The sequence below is a fragment of the Cryptosporangium minutisporangium genome (assembly GCF_039536245.1).
Classification (GTDB): domain Bacteria; phylum Actinomycetota; class Actinomycetes; order Mycobacteriales; family Cryptosporangiaceae; genus Cryptosporangium; species Cryptosporangium minutisporangium.
Genome location: NZ_BAAAYN010000011.1, coordinates 218,462 through 235,345, shown reverse-complemented (window position 1 = coordinate 235,345; position 16,884 = coordinate 218,462). Strand labels below are relative to the sequence as shown.

At 70.9% G+C, this 16,884-nt stretch carries 13 protein-coding genes; 11 read left to right on the top strand and 2 right to left on the bottom strand.

The features are described 5' to 3' along the window. Positions 1 to 61: 61 nt before the first annotated feature. The gene (locus tag ABEB28_RS09315) at positions 62 to 1,804 is read right to left on the bottom strand and encodes an MDR family MFS transporter (protein ID WP_486323377.1); all 1,743 of its coding nucleotides are present in this window, start codon (positions 1,802 to 1,804) and stop codon (positions 62 to 64) included. Between the two features lie 367 nt (positions 1,805 to 2,171). Here ABEB28_RS09315 and ABEB28_RS09310 point away from each other — a divergent pair, with 367 nt between their 5' ends. The 5 genes from ABEB28_RS09310 to ABEB28_RS09290 all read left to right on the top strand — a co-directional run bounded on the left by ABEB28_RS09310 (position 2,172) and on the right by ABEB28_RS09290 (position 8,895). After that, a complete protein-coding gene (locus ABEB28_RS09310) occupies positions 2,172 to 4,145 on the top strand; it encodes an MDR family MFS transporter (protein WP_345727660.1) in 1,974 nt (657 codons plus the stop codon). 154 nt (positions 4,146 to 4,299) lie between these two features. Continuing rightward, entirely contained in the window at positions 4,300 to 5,394 is a 1,095-nt protein-coding gene (locus ABEB28_RS09305; RefSeq protein ID WP_376981542.1) for a sugar ABC transporter substrate-binding protein, read from the top strand. Between the two features lie 69 nt (positions 5,395 to 5,463). Further along, positions 5,464 to 6,246: an ATP-binding cassette domain-containing protein gene (locus ABEB28_RS09300; RefSeq protein ID WP_345727578.1), complete on the top strand. Its 783-nt coding sequence runs from the start codon at positions 5,464 to 5,466 to the stop codon at positions 6,244 to 6,246. Between the two features lie 8 nt (positions 6,247 to 6,254). Beyond that, positions 6,255 to 7,679 (top strand): sugar ABC transporter permease, encoded by a 1,425-nt coding sequence (locus ABEB28_RS09295; RefSeq protein ID WP_345727577.1) that lies wholly within the window; start codon positions 6,255 to 6,257, stop codon positions 7,677 to 7,679. 7 nt (positions 7,680 to 7,686) lie between these two features. Next, on the top strand, positions 7,687 to 8,895 hold the full coding sequence (locus ABEB28_RS09290; protein ID WP_345727576.1) for an ROK family protein: 1,209 nt from the start codon (positions 7,687 to 7,689) through the stop codon (positions 8,893 to 8,895). Between the two features lie 32 nt (positions 8,896 to 8,927). Here ABEB28_RS09290 and ABEB28_RS09285 read toward each other — a convergent pair whose 3' ends face one another. Continuing rightward, the gene (locus ABEB28_RS09285) at positions 8,928 to 9,908 is read right to left on the bottom strand and encodes a TIM barrel protein (protein ID WP_345727575.1); all 981 of its coding nucleotides are present in this window, start codon (positions 9,906 to 9,908) and stop codon (positions 8,928 to 8,930) included. Positions 9,909 to 10,065: 157 nt separating this feature from the next. On the opposite strand from ABEB28_RS09285, the gene ABEB28_RS09280 reads away from it, so the two are divergent. From ABEB28_RS09280 to ABEB28_RS09255, 6 genes are read left to right on the top strand one after another with little or no spacing between them, the layout of a single operon-like run. Then, positions 10,066 to 10,944 (top strand): transketolase, encoded by an 879-nt coding sequence (locus ABEB28_RS09280; protein ID WP_345727574.1) that lies wholly within the window; start codon positions 10,066 to 10,068, stop codon positions 10,942 to 10,944. Beyond that, positions 10,941 to 11,903, top strand: a complete 963-nt coding sequence (locus tag ABEB28_RS09275; RefSeq protein WP_345727573.1) for a transketolase family protein — start codon at positions 10,941 to 10,943, stop codon at positions 11,901 to 11,903. The genes ABEB28_RS09280 and ABEB28_RS09275 overlap by 4 nt, the downstream gene beginning before the upstream one ends. Then, entirely contained in the window at positions 11,887 to 13,410 is a 1,524-nt protein-coding gene (locus ABEB28_RS09270; RefSeq protein ID WP_345727572.1) for an FGGY family carbohydrate kinase, read from the top strand. Before ABEB28_RS09275 ends, ABEB28_RS09270 begins: the two co-directional genes overlap by 17 nt. After that, positions 13,407 to 14,180 carry a DUF2291 family protein gene (locus tag ABEB28_RS09265; protein ID WP_345727571.1) on the top strand — a complete coding sequence of 258 codons (774 nt, stop codon included), beginning with the start codon at positions 13,407 to 13,409 and terminating at the stop codon, positions 14,178 to 14,180. The genes ABEB28_RS09270 and ABEB28_RS09265 overlap by 4 nt, the downstream gene beginning before the upstream one ends. Next, complete coding sequence (locus ABEB28_RS09260; protein ID WP_345727570.1) at positions 14,177 to 15,739, top strand: sugar ABC transporter ATP-binding protein; 1,563 nt, start codon at positions 14,177 to 14,179, stop codon at positions 15,737 to 15,739. The genes ABEB28_RS09265 and ABEB28_RS09260 overlap by 4 nt, the downstream gene beginning before the upstream one ends. Further along, entirely contained in the window at positions 15,736 to 16,860 is a 1,125-nt protein-coding gene (locus ABEB28_RS09255; RefSeq protein WP_345727569.1) for an ABC transporter permease, read from the top strand. Before ABEB28_RS09260 ends, ABEB28_RS09255 begins: the two co-directional genes overlap by 4 nt. The last annotated feature ends 24 nt before the right edge of the window (positions 16,861 to 16,884 follow it).

The window sequence follows — 16,884 nt, the reverse complement described above, 5'->3', positions numbered from 1 at the left end:
TTGCTCTCGACGCCCGGCACGGCACCGGAAGCGTCCGGCGCCGTATCGGCGCCCGGCCCTCCTACGGGCGGTCGTGCTCGGCCTTGCGCCGGGCCCCGCGCCGGGTCGCCTCGTGCCGTCCGGCCTCGTGCCGACCGGGCCGACGAGAGGTCCGCCGCGGAAGCGTGCTCACCGCCGCCGGAGCCGGAGCGGCGGCGACGCCCACGGGTCGCGGCTCGTCGGCGACGATCGGAGCCCGTACCGGCGCCGGGTCCGCCCCGTTCTCGACCTCGCTCGCGGCGGCCGGAGCCGCCGGGGTGGGGGCCGGAACCGGCTCCGCGTTGCTGGTGCGCAGTGCGACCTCCCGGATGAACAGCACCGCGACGAACGCGAGCAGCGCGAACGGGGCGGCGACCAGGAAGACGTCGCCGGCCGCGTGGCCGTAGGCGTCCATCACGACCGTCCGGACCGGGGCCGGCAGCGCGTCCAGGTCGGGCAGGCTGCCGCTGTCCCCGCCGGTCGACGTCACGCCGATCGCCCGGAAGCCCTCGGCCAGGTAGTCGGTGACCTTGTGGCCGAGCACCGCACCGAGTGCCGAGACGCCGACCGCGCCGCCCAGGCTCCGGAAGAACGCCACCGTGGAGCTCGACGTGCCCAGCTCGCTGACCTTCACCGTGTTCTGCACGGCCAGCACCAGGTTCTGCATCGTCATGCCGAGACCGACGCCGATCAGCGCCATGAAGAGCGCCAGGTGCCAGTACGGGGTGTCGGCCCGGGCCGTTCCCATCAGCGCGAAGCCGACGGTGACCAGGAACGCGCCGGCCACCAGGAACCGCTTCCACTTCCCGGTCGCGGTGATGATCTTCCCGGAGAGCGTGGACGCGAGGAACAGCCCGCCGATCATCGGCAGCGTCATCAACCCGGACGCGGTGGGGGAGTTGCCCCGGGCGATCTGGAAGTACTGGCTGAGGAACACGCTCGCGCCGAACATCGCGACGCCGACGAAGAGGCTGGCGACGGTGGCGAGCGTGACCGTGCGGTTCCGGAACAGCGCGAGCGGGATGATCGGCTCACTCGCCCGCGACTCGACCAGGACGAACAGCAGCCCGAGGACGAGGGCGCCGGGCACCATCAGCGCGGTCTGCCAGGAGGCCCAGGCGAACTCGTTGCCGCCGAGCGAGACCCAGATCAGCAGCAGCGAGACCGCCGCCGTGACCAGCGTGGCGCCGAGGTAGTCGATCTTGACCTTCCGCTTGACGACCGGCAGGTGCAGCGTCTTCTGCAGGACGACCAGCGCGAGCGCCGCGACCGGAACACCGACGTAAAAGCACCAGCGCCAGCCGAGCCAGGACGTGTCGACGATGACGCCGCCGATCAGCGGCCCGCTGACCGTGGCGACCGCGAACACCGCACCGAGGTAGCCCGAGTACCGGCCGCGCTCCCGCGGCGCGATCATCGCCGCCATGATGACCTGGGCGAGCGCGGTCAGACCGCCGACTCCGATGCCCTGGATCGTTCGGGCGGCGATCAGCTCGCCGATGTTCTGCGAGAGCCCGGCGAGGGCCGACCCGGCGACGTAGATGACCAGCGCGATCTGCACCAGCGTCTTCTTGCTCGTCAGATCCGCGAGCTTGCCCCAGATCGGGGTGGTGGCGGTGGTGGCGAGCAGCGTGCTGGTGACCACCCAGGTGTAGGCGGACTCGCCGCCGTTCAGGTCGGTGAGGATCGTCGGGAGGGCGTTGGTGACGATCGTCGACGACAGGATCGCCACGAACATGCCCAGCAGGAGACCGGTCAGGGCCTCGAGGATCTCGCGGTGCGACATCGGCCCCGCGGTCGGTGATGCTCCGGCGGCGGGCCTCGCCTCGGTAGCGGTCGTCATGCGTGTCCCCTCAGTTGGAGCGCAGCGCTCCCTCTCCGGGCGGACGGCCCTGCGGCTCGTGTCCGCCAAGCGCGGGCCCCGGTGTCGAGCGGCCCAGCGTTATGTCCTTGACGCATGCAACTTTATCGCAGAAGTTGCTTGCAGCAACTTATAAACCGTGTGACGTGCCCGACCCGGAGGCTCCGCATCACTGTTCGGTGCGGCGGGAAACGCGTGATCAAGGAACGTGCTATACGGGACTTATGCGGCTTAACAGACAGGTCTCGGTCGCGTGACCGCGGGTGACGTCGCGACGGGCCGGCCCCCGACGATGTCGCGCACCCAGATGAACCTGGTCTTCACCACGATCCTGCTCGGCATGCTGCTGGCGGCGCTCGACCAGACGATCGTCTCCTCGGCGCTGCCCACGATCGTCGCCGACCTCGGTGGGGCCGGGCACATGGCCTGGGTGGTCACCGCCTACATGCTCACCGAGGCCGTCGCGTCGGTGCTGGTCGGCAAGTTCGGTGACCTGTTCGGCCGGAAGGTGATCTTCCAGCTCTCCGCGATCCTGTTCGTGCTCGGGTCGGCGGTGGCCGGGGTAGCGCACAACATGACGCTGCTCATCATCGGCCGCGCGATCCAGGGCATCGGTGGCGGCGGCCTGATGGTGACGGCGCAGGCGCTGATCGCCGACGTCATCCCGCTGCGCGACCGCGGCCGGTACCAGGGTGCGCTCGGTGCGGTGTTCGGTCTGACCACGGTGCTGGGCCCGACGCTCGGCGGGCTGTTCACCGACCACCTGTCCTGGCGCTGGTGCTTCTACGTCAACCTGCCGGTGGCGGTCGTGATGGTCGTGATGGCGGCCAGGACGATCCCCTCGGTGACGATCGCGACCAAACCGCTCATCGACTACCTGGGCATCGTGCTGGTGACGCTCGGCGTCGTCTCGCTGATCCTGGCGCTGGAGTGGGGTGGGGACGAGTACGGGTGGACCTCGCCGGTGATCCTCGGCATGTTCGGCTGCGCGGCCGCGTTCCTCGTGTTGTTCGCCTTCGCCGAGAAGAACGCCGCCGAGCCGATGCTGCCGCTGCGGCTCTTCGCTAACCCGGTGTTCACGGTGTGCTCGGTGCTCAGCTTCGTCGTCGGGTTCGCGATGCTCGGCGCGATGACGTTCCTGCCCTCCTACCTGCAGTACGTCGACGGTGTCTCGGCGACCGGCTCCGGCTTCCGCACGCTGCCGCTGATGGCCGGCCTGCTGATCATGTCGATGGTCAGCGGCTCGGTGATCAGCCGAACCGGCAAGTACAAGGCGTTCCCGATCGCCGGTACCGCGGTGATGGCGGTGGGCCTGTTCCTCATGTCGACGATGAACCAGCACACCGGCGTCGCGCTGGAATCGCTCTACATGTTCGTGCTCGGCGCCGGGCTGGGCCTGGCGATGCAGGTGCTCACGATCGCGGTGCAGAACACCGTCGCCTACGGTGACCTCGGGACCGCGACGGCGGGCGTCACGTTCTTCCGGACGGTCGGCAGCGCGGTCGGTACCGCGGTGTTCGGGACGCTCTACTCCAACCAGCTGTCCGCCGAGCTCACCGGTGCGTTCGCGGGGTCGCCGGGGGTGTCGAGCGCTGTGGTCACCGACCCGGCGGCGCTGCACGATCTCCCGGCAGCGCAGGCCGAGCCGTTCGTCACCGCGTACGCCGAGGCGATCAACCACGTCTTCACCTGGGTGGTGCCGATCGCGATCGTCGGGTTCCTGGTCTCGCTCTTCCTCAAGCAGGTGCCGTTGCGGGACACCGCGCGGGCCGGGGCGACCGACGTCGGCGAGGGTTTCGGAACCCCCGACACCGCGGACGCCGACCGGCAGCTGGAGCGCACCGTGGCGCAGCTGATCCGGCGCCTCGCCCCCACCGCGGCGCCGTCGGTCCTCGCTGGGTCGGGGACCGCGCTCAGTCCGGGACAGGCGTGGGTGGTGGGCCAGGTCCACTTGCGCGGACGCCAGGGAAGCCCGCCGACGCTGGAGGAGGTCGCGCTCGCCCACCGGGTTCCGCCCGACGTCATCGCGCCGGTCTTCGCGCAGGCGGTGCAGGACGGGCACCTGCGCGCAGAGGGCGGTGGGCTGGCGCTCACCGAGGCCGGAGCGGACGCGTTCGCGCAGATCACGGCGGCGTGGCGGCGGTGGCTGGACACCCAGCTCGACGACTGGGACACCACCGATCCGGCCGACCGCGCTCGTCTCGATCGGGCGATCGACGCCCTAGCCGACAGGCTATTGGAGGAAGAGACCGCCGCCCGCGCGTGACGCTGTGGCCGGCCGTGCGTCCGCGTCGGCGGCGGTAACGGATCCGTAACGACCTCTTCACGGGCAGCACCCGGCCCCTATATGTTCCCGGCCACAACAAAGTCTGGCGTCGGTGGCCGGCGTCAGTCCCTTCTAGGGGGAAGGCGGGAGAGCTATGCGTATGCGTGGGCTCGGAATGGTCGCCCTCGGTGCCGTCACTGCGCTCGTCCTCGCGGCATGCGGCAGCGACGACTCGTCGTCGGACTCGGCCGACACCGACTCGGCGGTCAAGGGCAAGGTCGGGGTGATCCTTCCGGACACCCAGTCCTCGACCCGCTGGGAAAGCTTCGACAAACCCTTATTGACCAAGGCGTTCGAGGAGGCGGGGGTCGAGGCCGACATCCAGAACGCGCTCGGCGACAAGAGCAAGTTCGTCTCGATCGCGGACGGGATGATCCAGGACGGGGTGTCGATCCTGGCGATCGTCAACCTCGACTCCGCGACCGGCGCCCAGGTCGAGAGCAAGGCCAAGGCCGCCGGTGTGAAGACGATCGACTACGACCGGCTGACGCTCGGCGGCTCCGCCGACTACTACGTCTCGTTCGACAACGTGAAGGTCGGCGAGCTCCAGGGCCAAGGCTTGGTGGACTGCCTGACCGCGGCGAAGAAGACCAACCCGTCGGTCATCGAGCTGAACGGCTCTCCGACGGACAACAACGCGACGCTGTTCAAGCAGGGCTACGACTCGGTGCTGGACCCGAAGTACAAGGAGGGCTGGAAGAAGGTCGGCGACCAGAGCGTGCCGGACTGGGAGGCCGCCAAGGCGGTCACGATCTTCGAGCAGCTGCTCACCGCCGCGGGCGGCAAAGTGGACGGCGTCCTCGCCGCCAACGACACGCTCGGCAACTCGGCGATCACCGTGTTGAAGAAGAACGGCCTCCGGGTGCCGGTCACCGGTCAGGACGCCTCGGTCGGCGGCCTGCAGAACATCCTCGCCGGTGACCAGTGCATGACCGTCTACAAGCCGATCAAGGAAGAGGCCGAGGGGCTCGTCAAGCTCGCGGTCGCGCTGCTGAAGAACGAGAAGGCGGAGACCACCGGCACCGTCCGCGACGACCAGGGCAAGCGGGACGTCCCGTCGCTGCTGCTCACCCCGAAGCCGATCACCAAGGAGACGGTGAAGGACGTCGTCGCCGACGGCTTCGTCACCAAGGCCCAGCTGTGCACCGGCAAGTACGCCGCGCTCTGCACCGAGGCCGGCGTCGTCTGACCCCCTCGCACCGGTGGGTGGAGGACCCACCCACCGGTGCGCCCAGTCGTCCCGCCCGAAGGAGGTCTCGTGGCCGACACCCCCATTCTCGAGTTACGCAAGGTCAACAAGAGCTTCGGCCCGGTCCAAGTCCTGCACGACATCGACCTCTCGGTACACGCCGGCGAGGTGACCGCCCTCGTCGGCGACAACGGGGCTGGCAAGTCGACGATCATCAAGTGCATCGCGGGCATCCACCACGTCGACTCCGGTGAGTTCCGGTTCGAGGGCAACCCGGTGACGCTGAGCAGTCCGCGGGACGCCGCCGCGCTCGGCATCGAGATCGTCTACCAGGATCTGGCGCTCGCCGACAACCTCGACATCGTCCAGAACATGTTCCTCGGACGCGAGTCCAAGACCCGCCTCCGGACGCTCGACGAGGGCGCGATGGAAGCCCAGGCCAGGCGGGTGCTGGCCAGCCTGTCGGTCCGCACGGTGAAGTCCGTGCGCCAGCCGGTGAGCAGCCTCTCCGGCGGGCAGCGGCAGACGGTGGCGATCGCCAAGGCCGTGCTCTGGAACTCCCGGATCGTCATCCTCGACGAGCCGACGGCCGCGCTCGGCGTCGCGCAGACGCGACAGGTCCTCGACCTGGTGCGGCGCCTGGCGGACCGCGGCCTCGGCGTCGTCCTGATCTCGCACAACATGAACGACGTCATCGAGGTCGCCGACCGGATCGACGCGCTCTACCTGGGCCGGATCGCGGCCGAGGTGCGAGCGGCGGACACCTCGGTGGGCCAGGTCGTCGAGCTGATCACCACCGGCCGGTCCGGCGACCTCGGACTCTCCCGCGCCACGGCCGACGCGAACCTGTGAGGCTTCCCATGACCGACACCACGCCCGCGCTTCGCGAGCTTCCGGACGCCGACGCCCAAGCCTTCGCCGCGGACGTCGGCCCCCGCACCCTCCTCGAGGCGTTCCGCGCCTACGTCGCCCGGGTGCGGGGCGGCGAGAGCGGCGCGCTCCCGGCCGTGCTCGGCGCGGCCCTCCTCGTCGTGATCTTCGCCAACACCAGCGACGTCTTCCTCAGCAAGGGCAACTTCGCGAACCTGCTGCAGCAGGCGGCGCAGATCTCGGTCCTCGGCATGGGCATGGTGTTCGTGCTGCTGATCGGGGAGATCGACCTGTCGGCAGGAACCGCGGGTGGGGTGTGCGCCGCGGGAATGGCGCTGGCGCTCAACCAGGACGGCGACCTCCGGCTGGCGCTCGGTACCGGCGTGTTCGTCGTGCTGATGCTGATCATGGCCGCCACCGTGGTGCTGGCCGCGCTGTCCCGGCTGTGGATCCCGGCCGTGATCATCGCGCTCGGGATCGTCGTCGCCGTGGCGCAGCTGGGGTCGACCCAGCTGCTGGCGATGTTCCTGTCGGTGGCGGTGGGCACGTCGATCGGCACCCTGATCGGGTTCCTGGTGGCCCGGATCGGCATCCCGTCGTTCATCGTGACGCTGGCCCTGTTCCTCGCCTGGCAGGGCGCGCTGCTGACGTTCATCGGCACCGGTGCGGCGATCCCGACCCGCAACTACGACCTGGTCAACAACATCGAGAACGGCTACATGCCAGTGGTGTTCGCGTGGGTGGTGTGGGCGCTCGCGATGGTGGCGTACCTCGGCACCACCGCACGCCGCGCGATCACCCGGCGCCGGGCCGGGCTGTCGGCCGAACCGCTGGCTCTGGTGTTGGTCCGGGCGGGCGCGCTCACCGCGGTGACCGGGCTGGCCGTCTTCGTGCTCAACCAGGACCGCTCGCGCACGGTATTCGCGAAGATCCAGGGCGTGCCGTGGTCGGTGCTGCTGGTCGCGGTCGTGTTCGTCTTCTGGACGCTGATCCTGGCCAGGACCCAGTACGGGCGCTTCATCTACGCGGTCGGCGGTAGCAGGGCGGCCGCCCGCCGGGCCGGTATCGACGTCGCTCGGGTGCGGATGTCCTGCTTCATCATCTGCTCGGGCATGGCGGGGCTGGCCGGGATCATCGGCGCGTCGTACCTGGGTGGCGTCCCGTCCGACTTCGGGAAGAATACGGACGTCCTCTACGCTGTGGGAGCCGCCGTGATCGGCGGCACCTCACTGTTCGGCGGACGAGGGAAGATCCGTGACGCGATCATCGGCGCGATCGTCATCGCGATGATTCCGAACGGGTTGAACCTGATCCCGAACATCAGCTCGGCGTACGTCTTCCTCGTGACCGGCCTGGTGCTGCTGGTGGCCGCCGGCGCCGACGCGCTCTCCCGCAGGCGTCCTGCGGAGGACTGACCCCACGGTGCCCCGCTCCACGGTTGTGCGTCCGGACGAGATCCGGCGACACAATCTCAGCCAGGTACTGCAGCAGGTCCATCGACGCGGTGCGTTGACCAGGGCGGAGCTCACCGCGTCGCTCGGGCTCAACCGCAGCACGATCGGTGACCTGGTCGGTGACCTGGTGCGGCGGGGCATGGTGGACGAGCGCGTGCCGGGTGGCGGCGAGAAGGCCGGGCGCCCGTCGCACGTCGTGGCGCCCCGGTCGGACGGGCCGTACGTGCTGGCCGTCGAGGTCGAGGTGGAGCGCATCGTCTCGGCGGCAGTGGGGCTGGGCGGCCGGGTCCACGTTCGGCACGAGACGGTCGTCGCCGAGCCGAGCCCGGCCGCGGTCGTCGCCCAGATCGCGCGGGACGCCGCCCGGCTGGCCGCGCAGATGCCGGCGAGCGCAACGCTGGTCGGCGTCGGGGTGAGTGTTCCCGGCACGATCCAGCGCGCGGACGGGCTGGTGGTCCATGCGCCGAACCTCCGCTGGCGGAACGTGCCGCTCGGGGCGAAGCTGCGGTCGCGGCTCGGGGACGGCCTGGACGTGCGGATCGGGAACAACGCCAACCTCGGCGCGCTCGCCGAGCACCAGCGCGGTGCCGCGCGGCAGCTGCGCGACGTCGTCTACATCGTCGGCTCGGTCGGCGTCGGCGGCGGAGTGATCGTGGACGGCGCCGAGGTGTACGGAGCCGGGGGGTACGCCGGCGAGATCGGCCACATCATGCTGAGCCCGGACGGACCGGAGTGCCACTGCGGGAGCAACGGCTGCGTCGAGACCTATATCGGCGAGCACGCGCTGCTGGCGGAGGCGGGGATCGAAGCCGACGCGTTCGGCCCTGCCGCGGTCGCCGCCGTGCTCGCCGACGCCGAGGCGGGCAGGCAGCCGGCGGCCGGTGCGGTGGCGACCGTGGCGACCGGCCTCGGCCGCACCCTCGCGATCCTGATCAACGTGTTCAACCCGGAGGCGATCGTCGTCGGGGACACGCTGGCCGAGATCCTCCGGATCGAGCGGGAGCGAATCGAGCGTGAGGTGGCGCGGAGGGCGATGGCCGAAGCGCGCGGCGCCGCCGCCCTACTGACGCCGGCCCTGGGCCGCGACGCGTCGTTGATCGGCGCGAGCGAACTCGCTTTCCAGTACGCGCTGACCGCCCTGATCGCCCGGGACCGTGCACACTCTTCGCCCGGATAGGGGAGAAAACTGTGCACGGCCCCACCCGCCCACTACGGGAGGGTGCTGAGGAGCGCCTTGCGGACGATCTTCTGTGCGGCGAGCGCGTCCTGGGCGCTCTGTGCGGCGCGGAGCGCGTCCCGATCGACCAGGTCCAGCGCACGGTGGATCGCGCGCATCACCTCGATGCCGTCCCGCGCCGCCTCCACCTGGTCCTCGCGGAACGGGAACTGGTCGAGCTGCCAGACGCCGTCCCACCCGCAGTCGCGCAGCGTCCAGAAGAACTCGAACGTCTCGGTGAGGTGCACCGACCCGACGACCATGTCGTCGTCCCAGCCGCGGAAGTTGTCGTTGACGTCGATCGCGAACAGTCGGCCGCGGGAGATCGCGAGCCGGGCGGCGTCCGCCGGTGACTCCCCGCCGTAGAGCGAGTGGCCGAAGTCGAGCAGGATGCCGACGTTCGGCAGCCCGATCTCCTCGATGCCGAGCAGCGTCCGCGCGACCCCGGAGAACACCATCCGGTTCCGCGGCTCGCGCGGCTTGTACTCGATCGCGAACTTGAGGTCCGGGAAGTTCGTGGCCAGCTCCCGGACCCCGTCCAGCGACAGCTTCCACAGCTCCGCGTAGTCCGCCTGGAACGGATAGTCCCACCCGTCCTGCCCCGGCCAGAGCTTGACGTAGTCGCAGCCCAGTTCCCGCGCCACCTCGGCACCCGCGGAGATCAGCTCGATCGCTTCCCGCCGCACGGCGGCGTCCGGGTTGGTGAACGCCCCCTTCACGAACTTCCGGGTGTAGATCTCCGGCGTGATCGCGATCGCGCGCAGATTGTTGCGCTTCAACGCGTCCGCGACGTCGGGGACCGGCAGGTCGACGGGGTTGAACGGGTACGTCAGGTCGACGACTGAGAGCGAGCCCACCTGGCCGGCCCGGTCGATCGCCTCCAGCGTGGTGACCGGGGGACCATATCCGTCCGTGGCGTAACGGTCGACGTACTGCCCGAAGTGCCAAATGCCGGCACCGAATAACGGCTCCATCTGAATATCCATTCATAGCCGAATGGGAGTTTCGGTCAACGTAGTTTCCGGCAGATTTCCTGTCAACGGTGGCCTGTGGTGAAGAGATGCTTGACGAATCGCCGAGTCTCGCCTCAGGCTATCGGTATGCACATTCGAACCGGAATAGATATTCACCATGTTAGTGGCTGACCCGCCGCTGGCAGCGGAGTACCGGGACCTTCGTGTGCGGCTCGCCGACGCGACGGTCCAGGAGAAGGTGGCCGAGCTGCAGAAGATCTCGCTCGCCGTGCGTCGGAGTGTGGTCGAGATGATCGCGACCGCCAAGCTTGGACACATCGGCGGCGACTTCTCGGTCACCGACATCCTGGTGACCTGCTTCGCCGGCGTGCTGAACCTGGACCCCACGCGCCCGCTCCGGGAGGACCGCGACCGGTTCGTGCTGTCCAAGGGGCACTGCGCGGCGTCCCTCTACTCGACGCTCGCCTACTGCGGCTTCTTCCCGCGCAGCGAGCTGGCGACGTTCATGGCGCCGCTCTCCGCGCTCAACGGCCACCCCAACCGGGTGAAGGTGCCGGGCGTGGAGACGAACAGCGGCCCGCTCGGGCACGGCTTCCCGGTCGCCACCGGCGCCGCCCTCGCCGCGAAGCTCGACGGCGCGTCCTGGCGCACGGTCGTCGTCCTCGGCGACGGTGAGATGCAGGAGGGCAGCAACTGGGAGGCGGCGATGACCGCCAGCCACTACGAGCTGGCCAACCTCACCGCGATCGTCGACCGCAACCGCCTCCAGCAGGGCGCCCGCACCGAGGACACGAAGTCGCTCGAGCCGTTCGGTGACAAGTGGCGCAGCTTCGGGTGGGAGCTGCGGGAGGTCGACGGGCACGACCACGCCGCGCTGCTGCAGGCGCTGGAGCCGTCGACCACCGGCAAGCCGGTCGCGATCGTCGCCCACACGATCAAGGGCAAGGGCGTCTCGTTCATGGAGGACCGGGTCGAGTGGCATCACAAGGTGCCGTCGCCGGAGCAGGTCCGCGCGGCCCTGGAGGAACTCCGATGAGCATCGTCACCGACGCCACCACGTACGACTGCCGCCAGGCCTTCGCCGACGAGCTGATCCGGCTCGCCGAGGCCGACGAGCGCATCGTCGCGGTCTGCAACGACTCGGTGGGCTCCAGCAACCTCGTCGGTTTCCGCGAGCGCTTCCCGCACCGGCTGATCAACGTCGGCATCGCCGAGCAGGACCTGGTCGGCGTCGGCGCCGGTCTGGCCAACGGCGGCAAGATCCCGTTCGTCTCGGCCGCGGCACCGTTCCTCACCGGGCGTGCGCTGGAGCAGATCAAGGCCGACGCCGCCTACAGCAACACGCACGTCGTCCTCTGCGGGCAGAGCCCGGGCATGGCCTACGGCGAGCTGGGGCCGACGCACCACTCGATCGAGGACCTGTCCTGGATGCGGGCGGTCGCGGACCTGCCGGTCGTCGTCCCGGCCGATCCCGAGCAGACCCGCGCGGCCGTGCGCTGGGCCGCGGCCAACCCCGGCCCGTCGTACCTCCGCATACCCCGGTTCAAGGTCCCCGCCGTGACGCCACCGGACGCCCCGTTCGGACCGGGCATCGCCAACACGCTCACCGACGGCGACGACGTCACGGTGATCGCGGTCGGCACACTGGTCTCCCGGGCGCTGGCCGCCGCCGAGCGGCTGCGCGCCGAGGGCATCGGCGTGCGCGTGATCAACATGCCGTTCGTCGACCCGCTCGACGTCGACGTGGTGCTCGCCGCCGCCCGGGAGACCCGCGGCATCGTCACCGCGGAGGAGGCGACGGTCAGCGGCGGGCTCGGTGCCGCGGTCGCGTCGCTGGTCGTCGCGGAGAGCCCGGTGCGGATGCGCATCCTGGGTGTCCCCGGCGTGTTCGCGCCGACCGGGAGCGCCGAGTTCCTGCTCGAGCACTTCGGGCTGACCACCGACGGCATCGTCGCCGCCGCCAGAGAGCTGCTCGGCCATGGCCTCCACTCCTGATCCCCTGATCCTCGCGATCGACCAGGGCACCAGCGCCACCAAGGCGCTCCTGGTCGATGTCTCCGGCGCCGTCGTCGGCTCGGCGTCCGCGCCGCTCGCCACGGCGCATCCGCGCCCCGGCTGGGTCGAGCAGGACCCGGCCGAGGTCTGGGAGAGCGTGCGCCTCGCGGTCGCGAACTGTGTTCCGGGCGAGGACGCCGGGCGCGTCGTCGCGGTGGGTCTCAGTACCCAGCGCGAGTCGCTCGTGCTCTGGGACCGGGTGACCGGCGATCCGGTCGGCCCACTGCTCGGCTGGCAGGACCGGCGCACCGCGGACCGATGCGCCGAGCTACTGGCCCAGGGCGCCGGGCCGCTGGTCGCCGCCGTCAGCGGCTTACCGCTGGACCCGATGTTCTCCGCGCTCAAGGCGCAGTGGCTGCTCGACACGTACGACCCGGACCGGCGGCGCAGCCGGACGGGGGAGTTGTGCCTCGGGACGGTCGACTCCTGGCTGCTCAGCCGCTTCTCGCCGGAACACCGGACCGAGATCGGCAACGCGTCGCGCACCCAGCTGCTCGACGTCCGGACCGGGGCCTGGGACGACCGGTTGCTGGAGCTCTTCGGGGTGCCGGCCGCCGTGCTGGGCGAGGTCACGCCCTCCGACGGTCCGTTCCCGGCCGCGTGCGGCCTCGCGCCGTTGCCGGACGGTGTGCCGGTCCGGGCGGTGCTCGGCGACTCGCACGCCGCGCTGTTCGCCCACGCCGGCTGGCGTCCGGGCGTCGTGAAAGCCACCTACGGCACCGGATCCTCGGTGATGGCCGTGGTCGACGGGCACTCCGAGATGGAGCACGGCCTGTGCCTGACGGTCGGCTGGCAGCACGGGGGCCAGGCGCCGACGCTCGCGCTGGAGGGCAACATCCGGTCCTCGGGGCGGACGCTCACCTGGCTCGCCGACCTGTTCGAGACGTCGACGACCGAGTTGCTGGCGGCCGCGGGGTCCTCGTCCGACGGGGTCGCGTTCGTCCCGGCGTTCGGCGGGCTCGGCGCGCCCTGGTGGGACGCCGACGCGGTGGCCACCGTCAGCGGCCTGACCCTCGGCACCGGGCGTCCGGCGCTGGCCCGGGCCGCGGTCGAGTCGGTCGCCTTCCAGGTCGAGGACGTCGTCGCGGCCGTCGAGGCGGTCAGCGGCCCGATCGGGACGCTGCTCGCCGACGGCGGGCTGTCCCGCAGCGCCACGGTCATGCAGGCCCAAGCCGATCTGTCCGGGCGGGCGGTCCACCGGGCGGACGAAGCCGACCTGTCCGCGCTCGGCGCCGCGCGGCTCGCCGGAGTCGGCGCCGGGCTCTGGAGCGTCGACGAGCTGGCAGCCCGTCCGCGGAACAGCACCGCGTTCCGCCCCACGACCTCATCCGAGCAGCGTCGGGCCGCGCAGGCCGGCTGGCACGCGGCGCTCGCCAGGGCGCGTGCCCAGCCGCTGGCCGACTTCCCGGCCGACACCCCGCAACCCGCCTCGAGGAGGCTTCCGTGACGCAGTCATCGCCGACCGAGTCACACGCCGAGGCGCCGGCCCCCGCGTCGGAGCAGGCACCCGCCCCGGACGCCGTGGCGCCCCCGCCGCGGGCCTCGGCACACACCCGGGCGTCGGGCGGCCGTGCGGTCCGCACCCGGCCGACCCGCAGGGTGCGGCTCGTCCAGGCCGCGGTGGTCGTCGCCGTGCTCGCCGCGATGGGCCTGGCCACCGAGTGGCGCTCGGCCGACGCTCCGGCGACGAAGGCCGCGGCCGAGCAGCAGTTCGACCCCGCCGCCTACGGCAAGGAGACGTTCGGCAAGGTCGCGCCGCTGATCGAGGAGAACGCGGTGCCGCTCACCGAGCTGGTTCCCGCGCTCCGGGCCGACGCGGACGCCGCCGGCGCGAAGTACGGAAAGCGCGAGGGCAGCAGCCCGTACAGCTTCCCGGCCAGCGCCGAGGGCACCGGCGGCGAGCTGAACGGCAGCCTGCTCTCGCTCACCGTCGAGGGCCTGCCGCCGGGCACCCAGGTCTGGGTCCAGGTCGGCCCGGCGATCACCGGCACGTCGCTGCGGGACGCGACCGGGACGATCAAGTTCGGCGACTTCCTCAACCAGGTCCAGTACGCCGACGCCGGTACCGCGCTGAACAACGAGGTGCGGACGCAGGTTCTGGCCGGCACCACGCCGGCGACCCTTACCGGCAAGAAGATCTCGGTCGTCGGTGCCTTCACCTTCCTCACCCCGGAAGTGGTCACGCTGACCCCGGTGAAGTTCGAGGTCACGCCGTGAGCGCGCCGGTGCTGACCGGGTCGGCGATCACCAAGGTCTTCGGCGGGACGCACGCGCTCAAGGGCGTCGACTTCGCCGCCCGCGCCGGGCGGGTGACCGCACTGTTCGGCGAGAACGGGGCGGGCAAGTCGACGCTGATGAAGATCCTGGCCGGCATCGAGACGCCGACCACCGGCCACATCGCGGTCGACGGCGAACCGGTCGTCTTCACCTCGGCCCGAGCCGCGGCCGACACCGGGATCGTCATCATCCACCAGGAGCTGAGCCTCTGCGCGAACCTGTCCATCGAGGACAACCTGTTCCTCGGGCGGGAGCGCGTGACCGCCGCGGGCGCGGTCGACCGCAAGGAGGAGCGGACGCTCGCCGCGGGCATCCTGCGCCGCCTGGAGGAGGAGATCGACCCCCGGACGCTCGTCGGTGAGCTGCGGCTGGGGCAGCAGCAGCTGGTCGAGATCGCCCGCGCACTGCTGCAGGACGCCCGGGTGCTGATCATGGACGAGCCGACGTCCGCGCTCTCCGAGCCCGAGGTCGAGGTCCTGTTCCGGATGATCCGGGAGCTGACCGCCGACGGCGTCGCGGTCGTCTACATCTCCCACCACCTCGACGAGGCGCTGGAGATCGCCGACGACGTCGTCGTGCTGCGGGACGGCGCGCTGGTGGCCACGGCCGAGGCGGACGACGTCGACCTGGGCTGGATCGTGCGGCAGATGGTCGGCCGGGACTCCGAGTCGCTCTTCCCGGACCGCGACACGGTGCTCGGCGACGAGCTGCTCACGGTCTCCGACCTGGTCGTGCCGGACCCGGCGAACAACGACCGGCTCGCGCTCGATGGCATCTCGCTGCGGGTCAGGGCCGGTGAGATCGTCGGGCTCTACGGGCTGATGGGGGCCGGGCGCACCGAGCTGCTCGAAGCGCTCGCCGGTCGGATCCCGATCCAGTCCGGCTCGGTGGAGCTGGCCGGCGAACCCCTCACCGGCCACCAGAGCATCCGGGATCGGATCGCCCGCGGCGTGATGCTCGTGCCGGAGGACCGCCAGCGCGACGGGCTCGTCCAGACGATGACCGTGGGGGAGAACCTCTCGCTCGCCGGCCTGCTCGCGTTCGTCAAGCGGCTGTTCCTCTCCCGGGAACGCGAGGACACCGCGGTCACCCGCACGATCACCGACGTCACGGTGAAGACGAGCAGCCCGCGCTCGCCGATCGGCGCGCTGTCCGGCGGCAACCAGCAGAAGGTCGTCATCGGCAAGGCGCTGCTCACCGACCCGAGGGTGCTGCTGCTCGACGAACCCAGCCGCGGCGTCGACGTCGGCGCGAAGGCCGACGTGTTCGCGCTCATGGCCGAGCAGGCCCAGCGCGGCCTCGCCGTGCTGTTCACCACCTCCGAGGCGGAGGAGGCCCTGCACATCCCGGACCGGCTGCTGGTCCTGGCGCGGGGCCGGTTCGTCGGCGAGTTCCGCCGCGGCGCGCTCACCCGCGAAGAGCTGATGAGCGCCGCCGGTGGCGTCTTGCCCACGACGTCCGCCGCCCCATCGTCATCGAAGACCGGAGAGGCGTCATGAGTACCGCGACGGTTCCACCTCCCACCAGCGAACGCCGCGAAGCGGCAGCCTCGGCCGCCGCACAGGCCCACCGCCTGCGCCTGCTCAACGTGGCGTTCGAGGCGCGCGCGTTCATCGCGCTCGCGGTGCTGATCATCGTCTTCAGCCTGCTGTCGGACACGTTCCTCACCGTGACGAACGTGATCACGATGACGAAGCACGTCGCGATCAACGGCATCCTGGCGCTCGGCATGCTGCTGGTCATCTTGAAGGGCGGTATCGACCTCTCGGTCGGCTCGATCGTGGGCCTGTCCGGCGTGGTGGCCGGCGAGCTGCTCGGTGGCGTGACGCTCTTCGGCGTCGTCGCCTACCCGCCGGTGTGGGTCGTGATCCTGGTGGCGATCGCGGTCGGAACGCTGGTCGGTGCGATCAACGGCGTACTGGTGACGCGATTCAACGTCGCACCGTTCATCGCGACGCTCGGCATGCTCTACGTAGCCCGCGGCGCAGCGCTGCTGATCTCCGACGGCGAGACGTACCCGAACCTCGGCGGCGACCCGGAGCTCGGTAACACCGGGTTCGACTGGCTCGGCACCGGCAAGCTGCTCGGCATCCCGGTCTCGATCTACCTGCTGGCGCTGCTGGCGATCGTGATCACGGTGCTGATCCGCAAAGCGCCGTTCGGCCGGTGGCTCTACGCGACCGGCGGCAACGAGCGGGCGGCCGAGCTGTCCGGCGTGCCGGTGCGCCGGGTCAAGACGCGCGTCTACATGATCTCCGGGGCGTGCGCGGCGCTCTCCGGGTTGATCATCGCGTCCGAGCTCACGTCGGCCGCCCCGCAGGCCGGCGAGACGTTCGAGCTGAACGCGATCGCCGCGGTCGTCATCGGCGGCGCGGCCCTCTCCGGCGGACGCGGCAACGTGCGCGGGACGCTGGTCGGCGCGTTCGTCATCGGCTTCCTCGCCGACGGCCTGGTGAACCTCGGCATCTCGACGTTCTGGCAGATCCTGATCAAGGGCGCGGTGATCGTGCTGGCCGTCGTCCTCGACCAGGGCCAGCAGCGATTCCAGAAGCGTGGCGCCGCGGCGGCGGCCGCAGCCGAGACCGCCCCGGCGCCCGCCGCGAAGGCTCCGGCCTCCTGATCCGCGAGGCCCCCTCAGACCACC

Excerpts from the sequence above, each read along its gene's own strand:
- ABEB28_RS09315 (WP_486323377.1), bottom strand. The coding sequence starts at position 1,804 with ATGTCGCACCGCGAGATCCTCGAGGCCCTGACCGGTCTCCTGCTGGGC.
- ABEB28_RS09285 (WP_345727575.1), bottom strand. The coding sequence starts at position 9,908 with ATGGAGCCGTTATTCGGTGCCGGCATTTGGCACTTCGGGCAGTACGTC.
- ABEB28_RS09255 (WP_345727569.1), top strand. The coding sequence starts at position 15,736 with ATGAGTACCGCGACGGTTCCACCTCCCACCAGCGAACGCCGCGAAGCG.
- ABEB28_RS09275 (WP_345727573.1), top strand. The coding sequence starts at position 10,941 with ATGAGCATCGTCACCGACGCCACCACGTACGACTGCCGCCAGGCCTTC.
- ABEB28_RS09280 (WP_345727574.1), top strand. The coding sequence starts at position 10,066 with ATGTTAGTGGCTGACCCGCCGCTGGCAGCGGAGTACCGGGACCTTCGT.
- ABEB28_RS09305 (WP_376981542.1), top strand. The coding sequence starts at position 4,300 with ATGCGTATGCGTGGGCTCGGAATGGTCGCCCTCGGTGCCGTCACTGCG.
- ABEB28_RS09270 (WP_345727572.1), top strand. The coding sequence starts at position 11,887 with ATGGCCTCCACTCCTGATCCCCTGATCCTCGCGATCGACCAGGGCACC.
- ABEB28_RS09295 (WP_345727577.1), top strand. The coding sequence starts at position 6,255 with ATGACCGACACCACGCCCGCGCTTCGCGAGCTTCCGGACGCCGACGCC.
- ABEB28_RS09310 (WP_345727660.1), top strand. The coding sequence starts at position 2,172 with ATGTCGCGCACCCAGATGAACCTGGTCTTCACCACGATCCTGCTCGGC.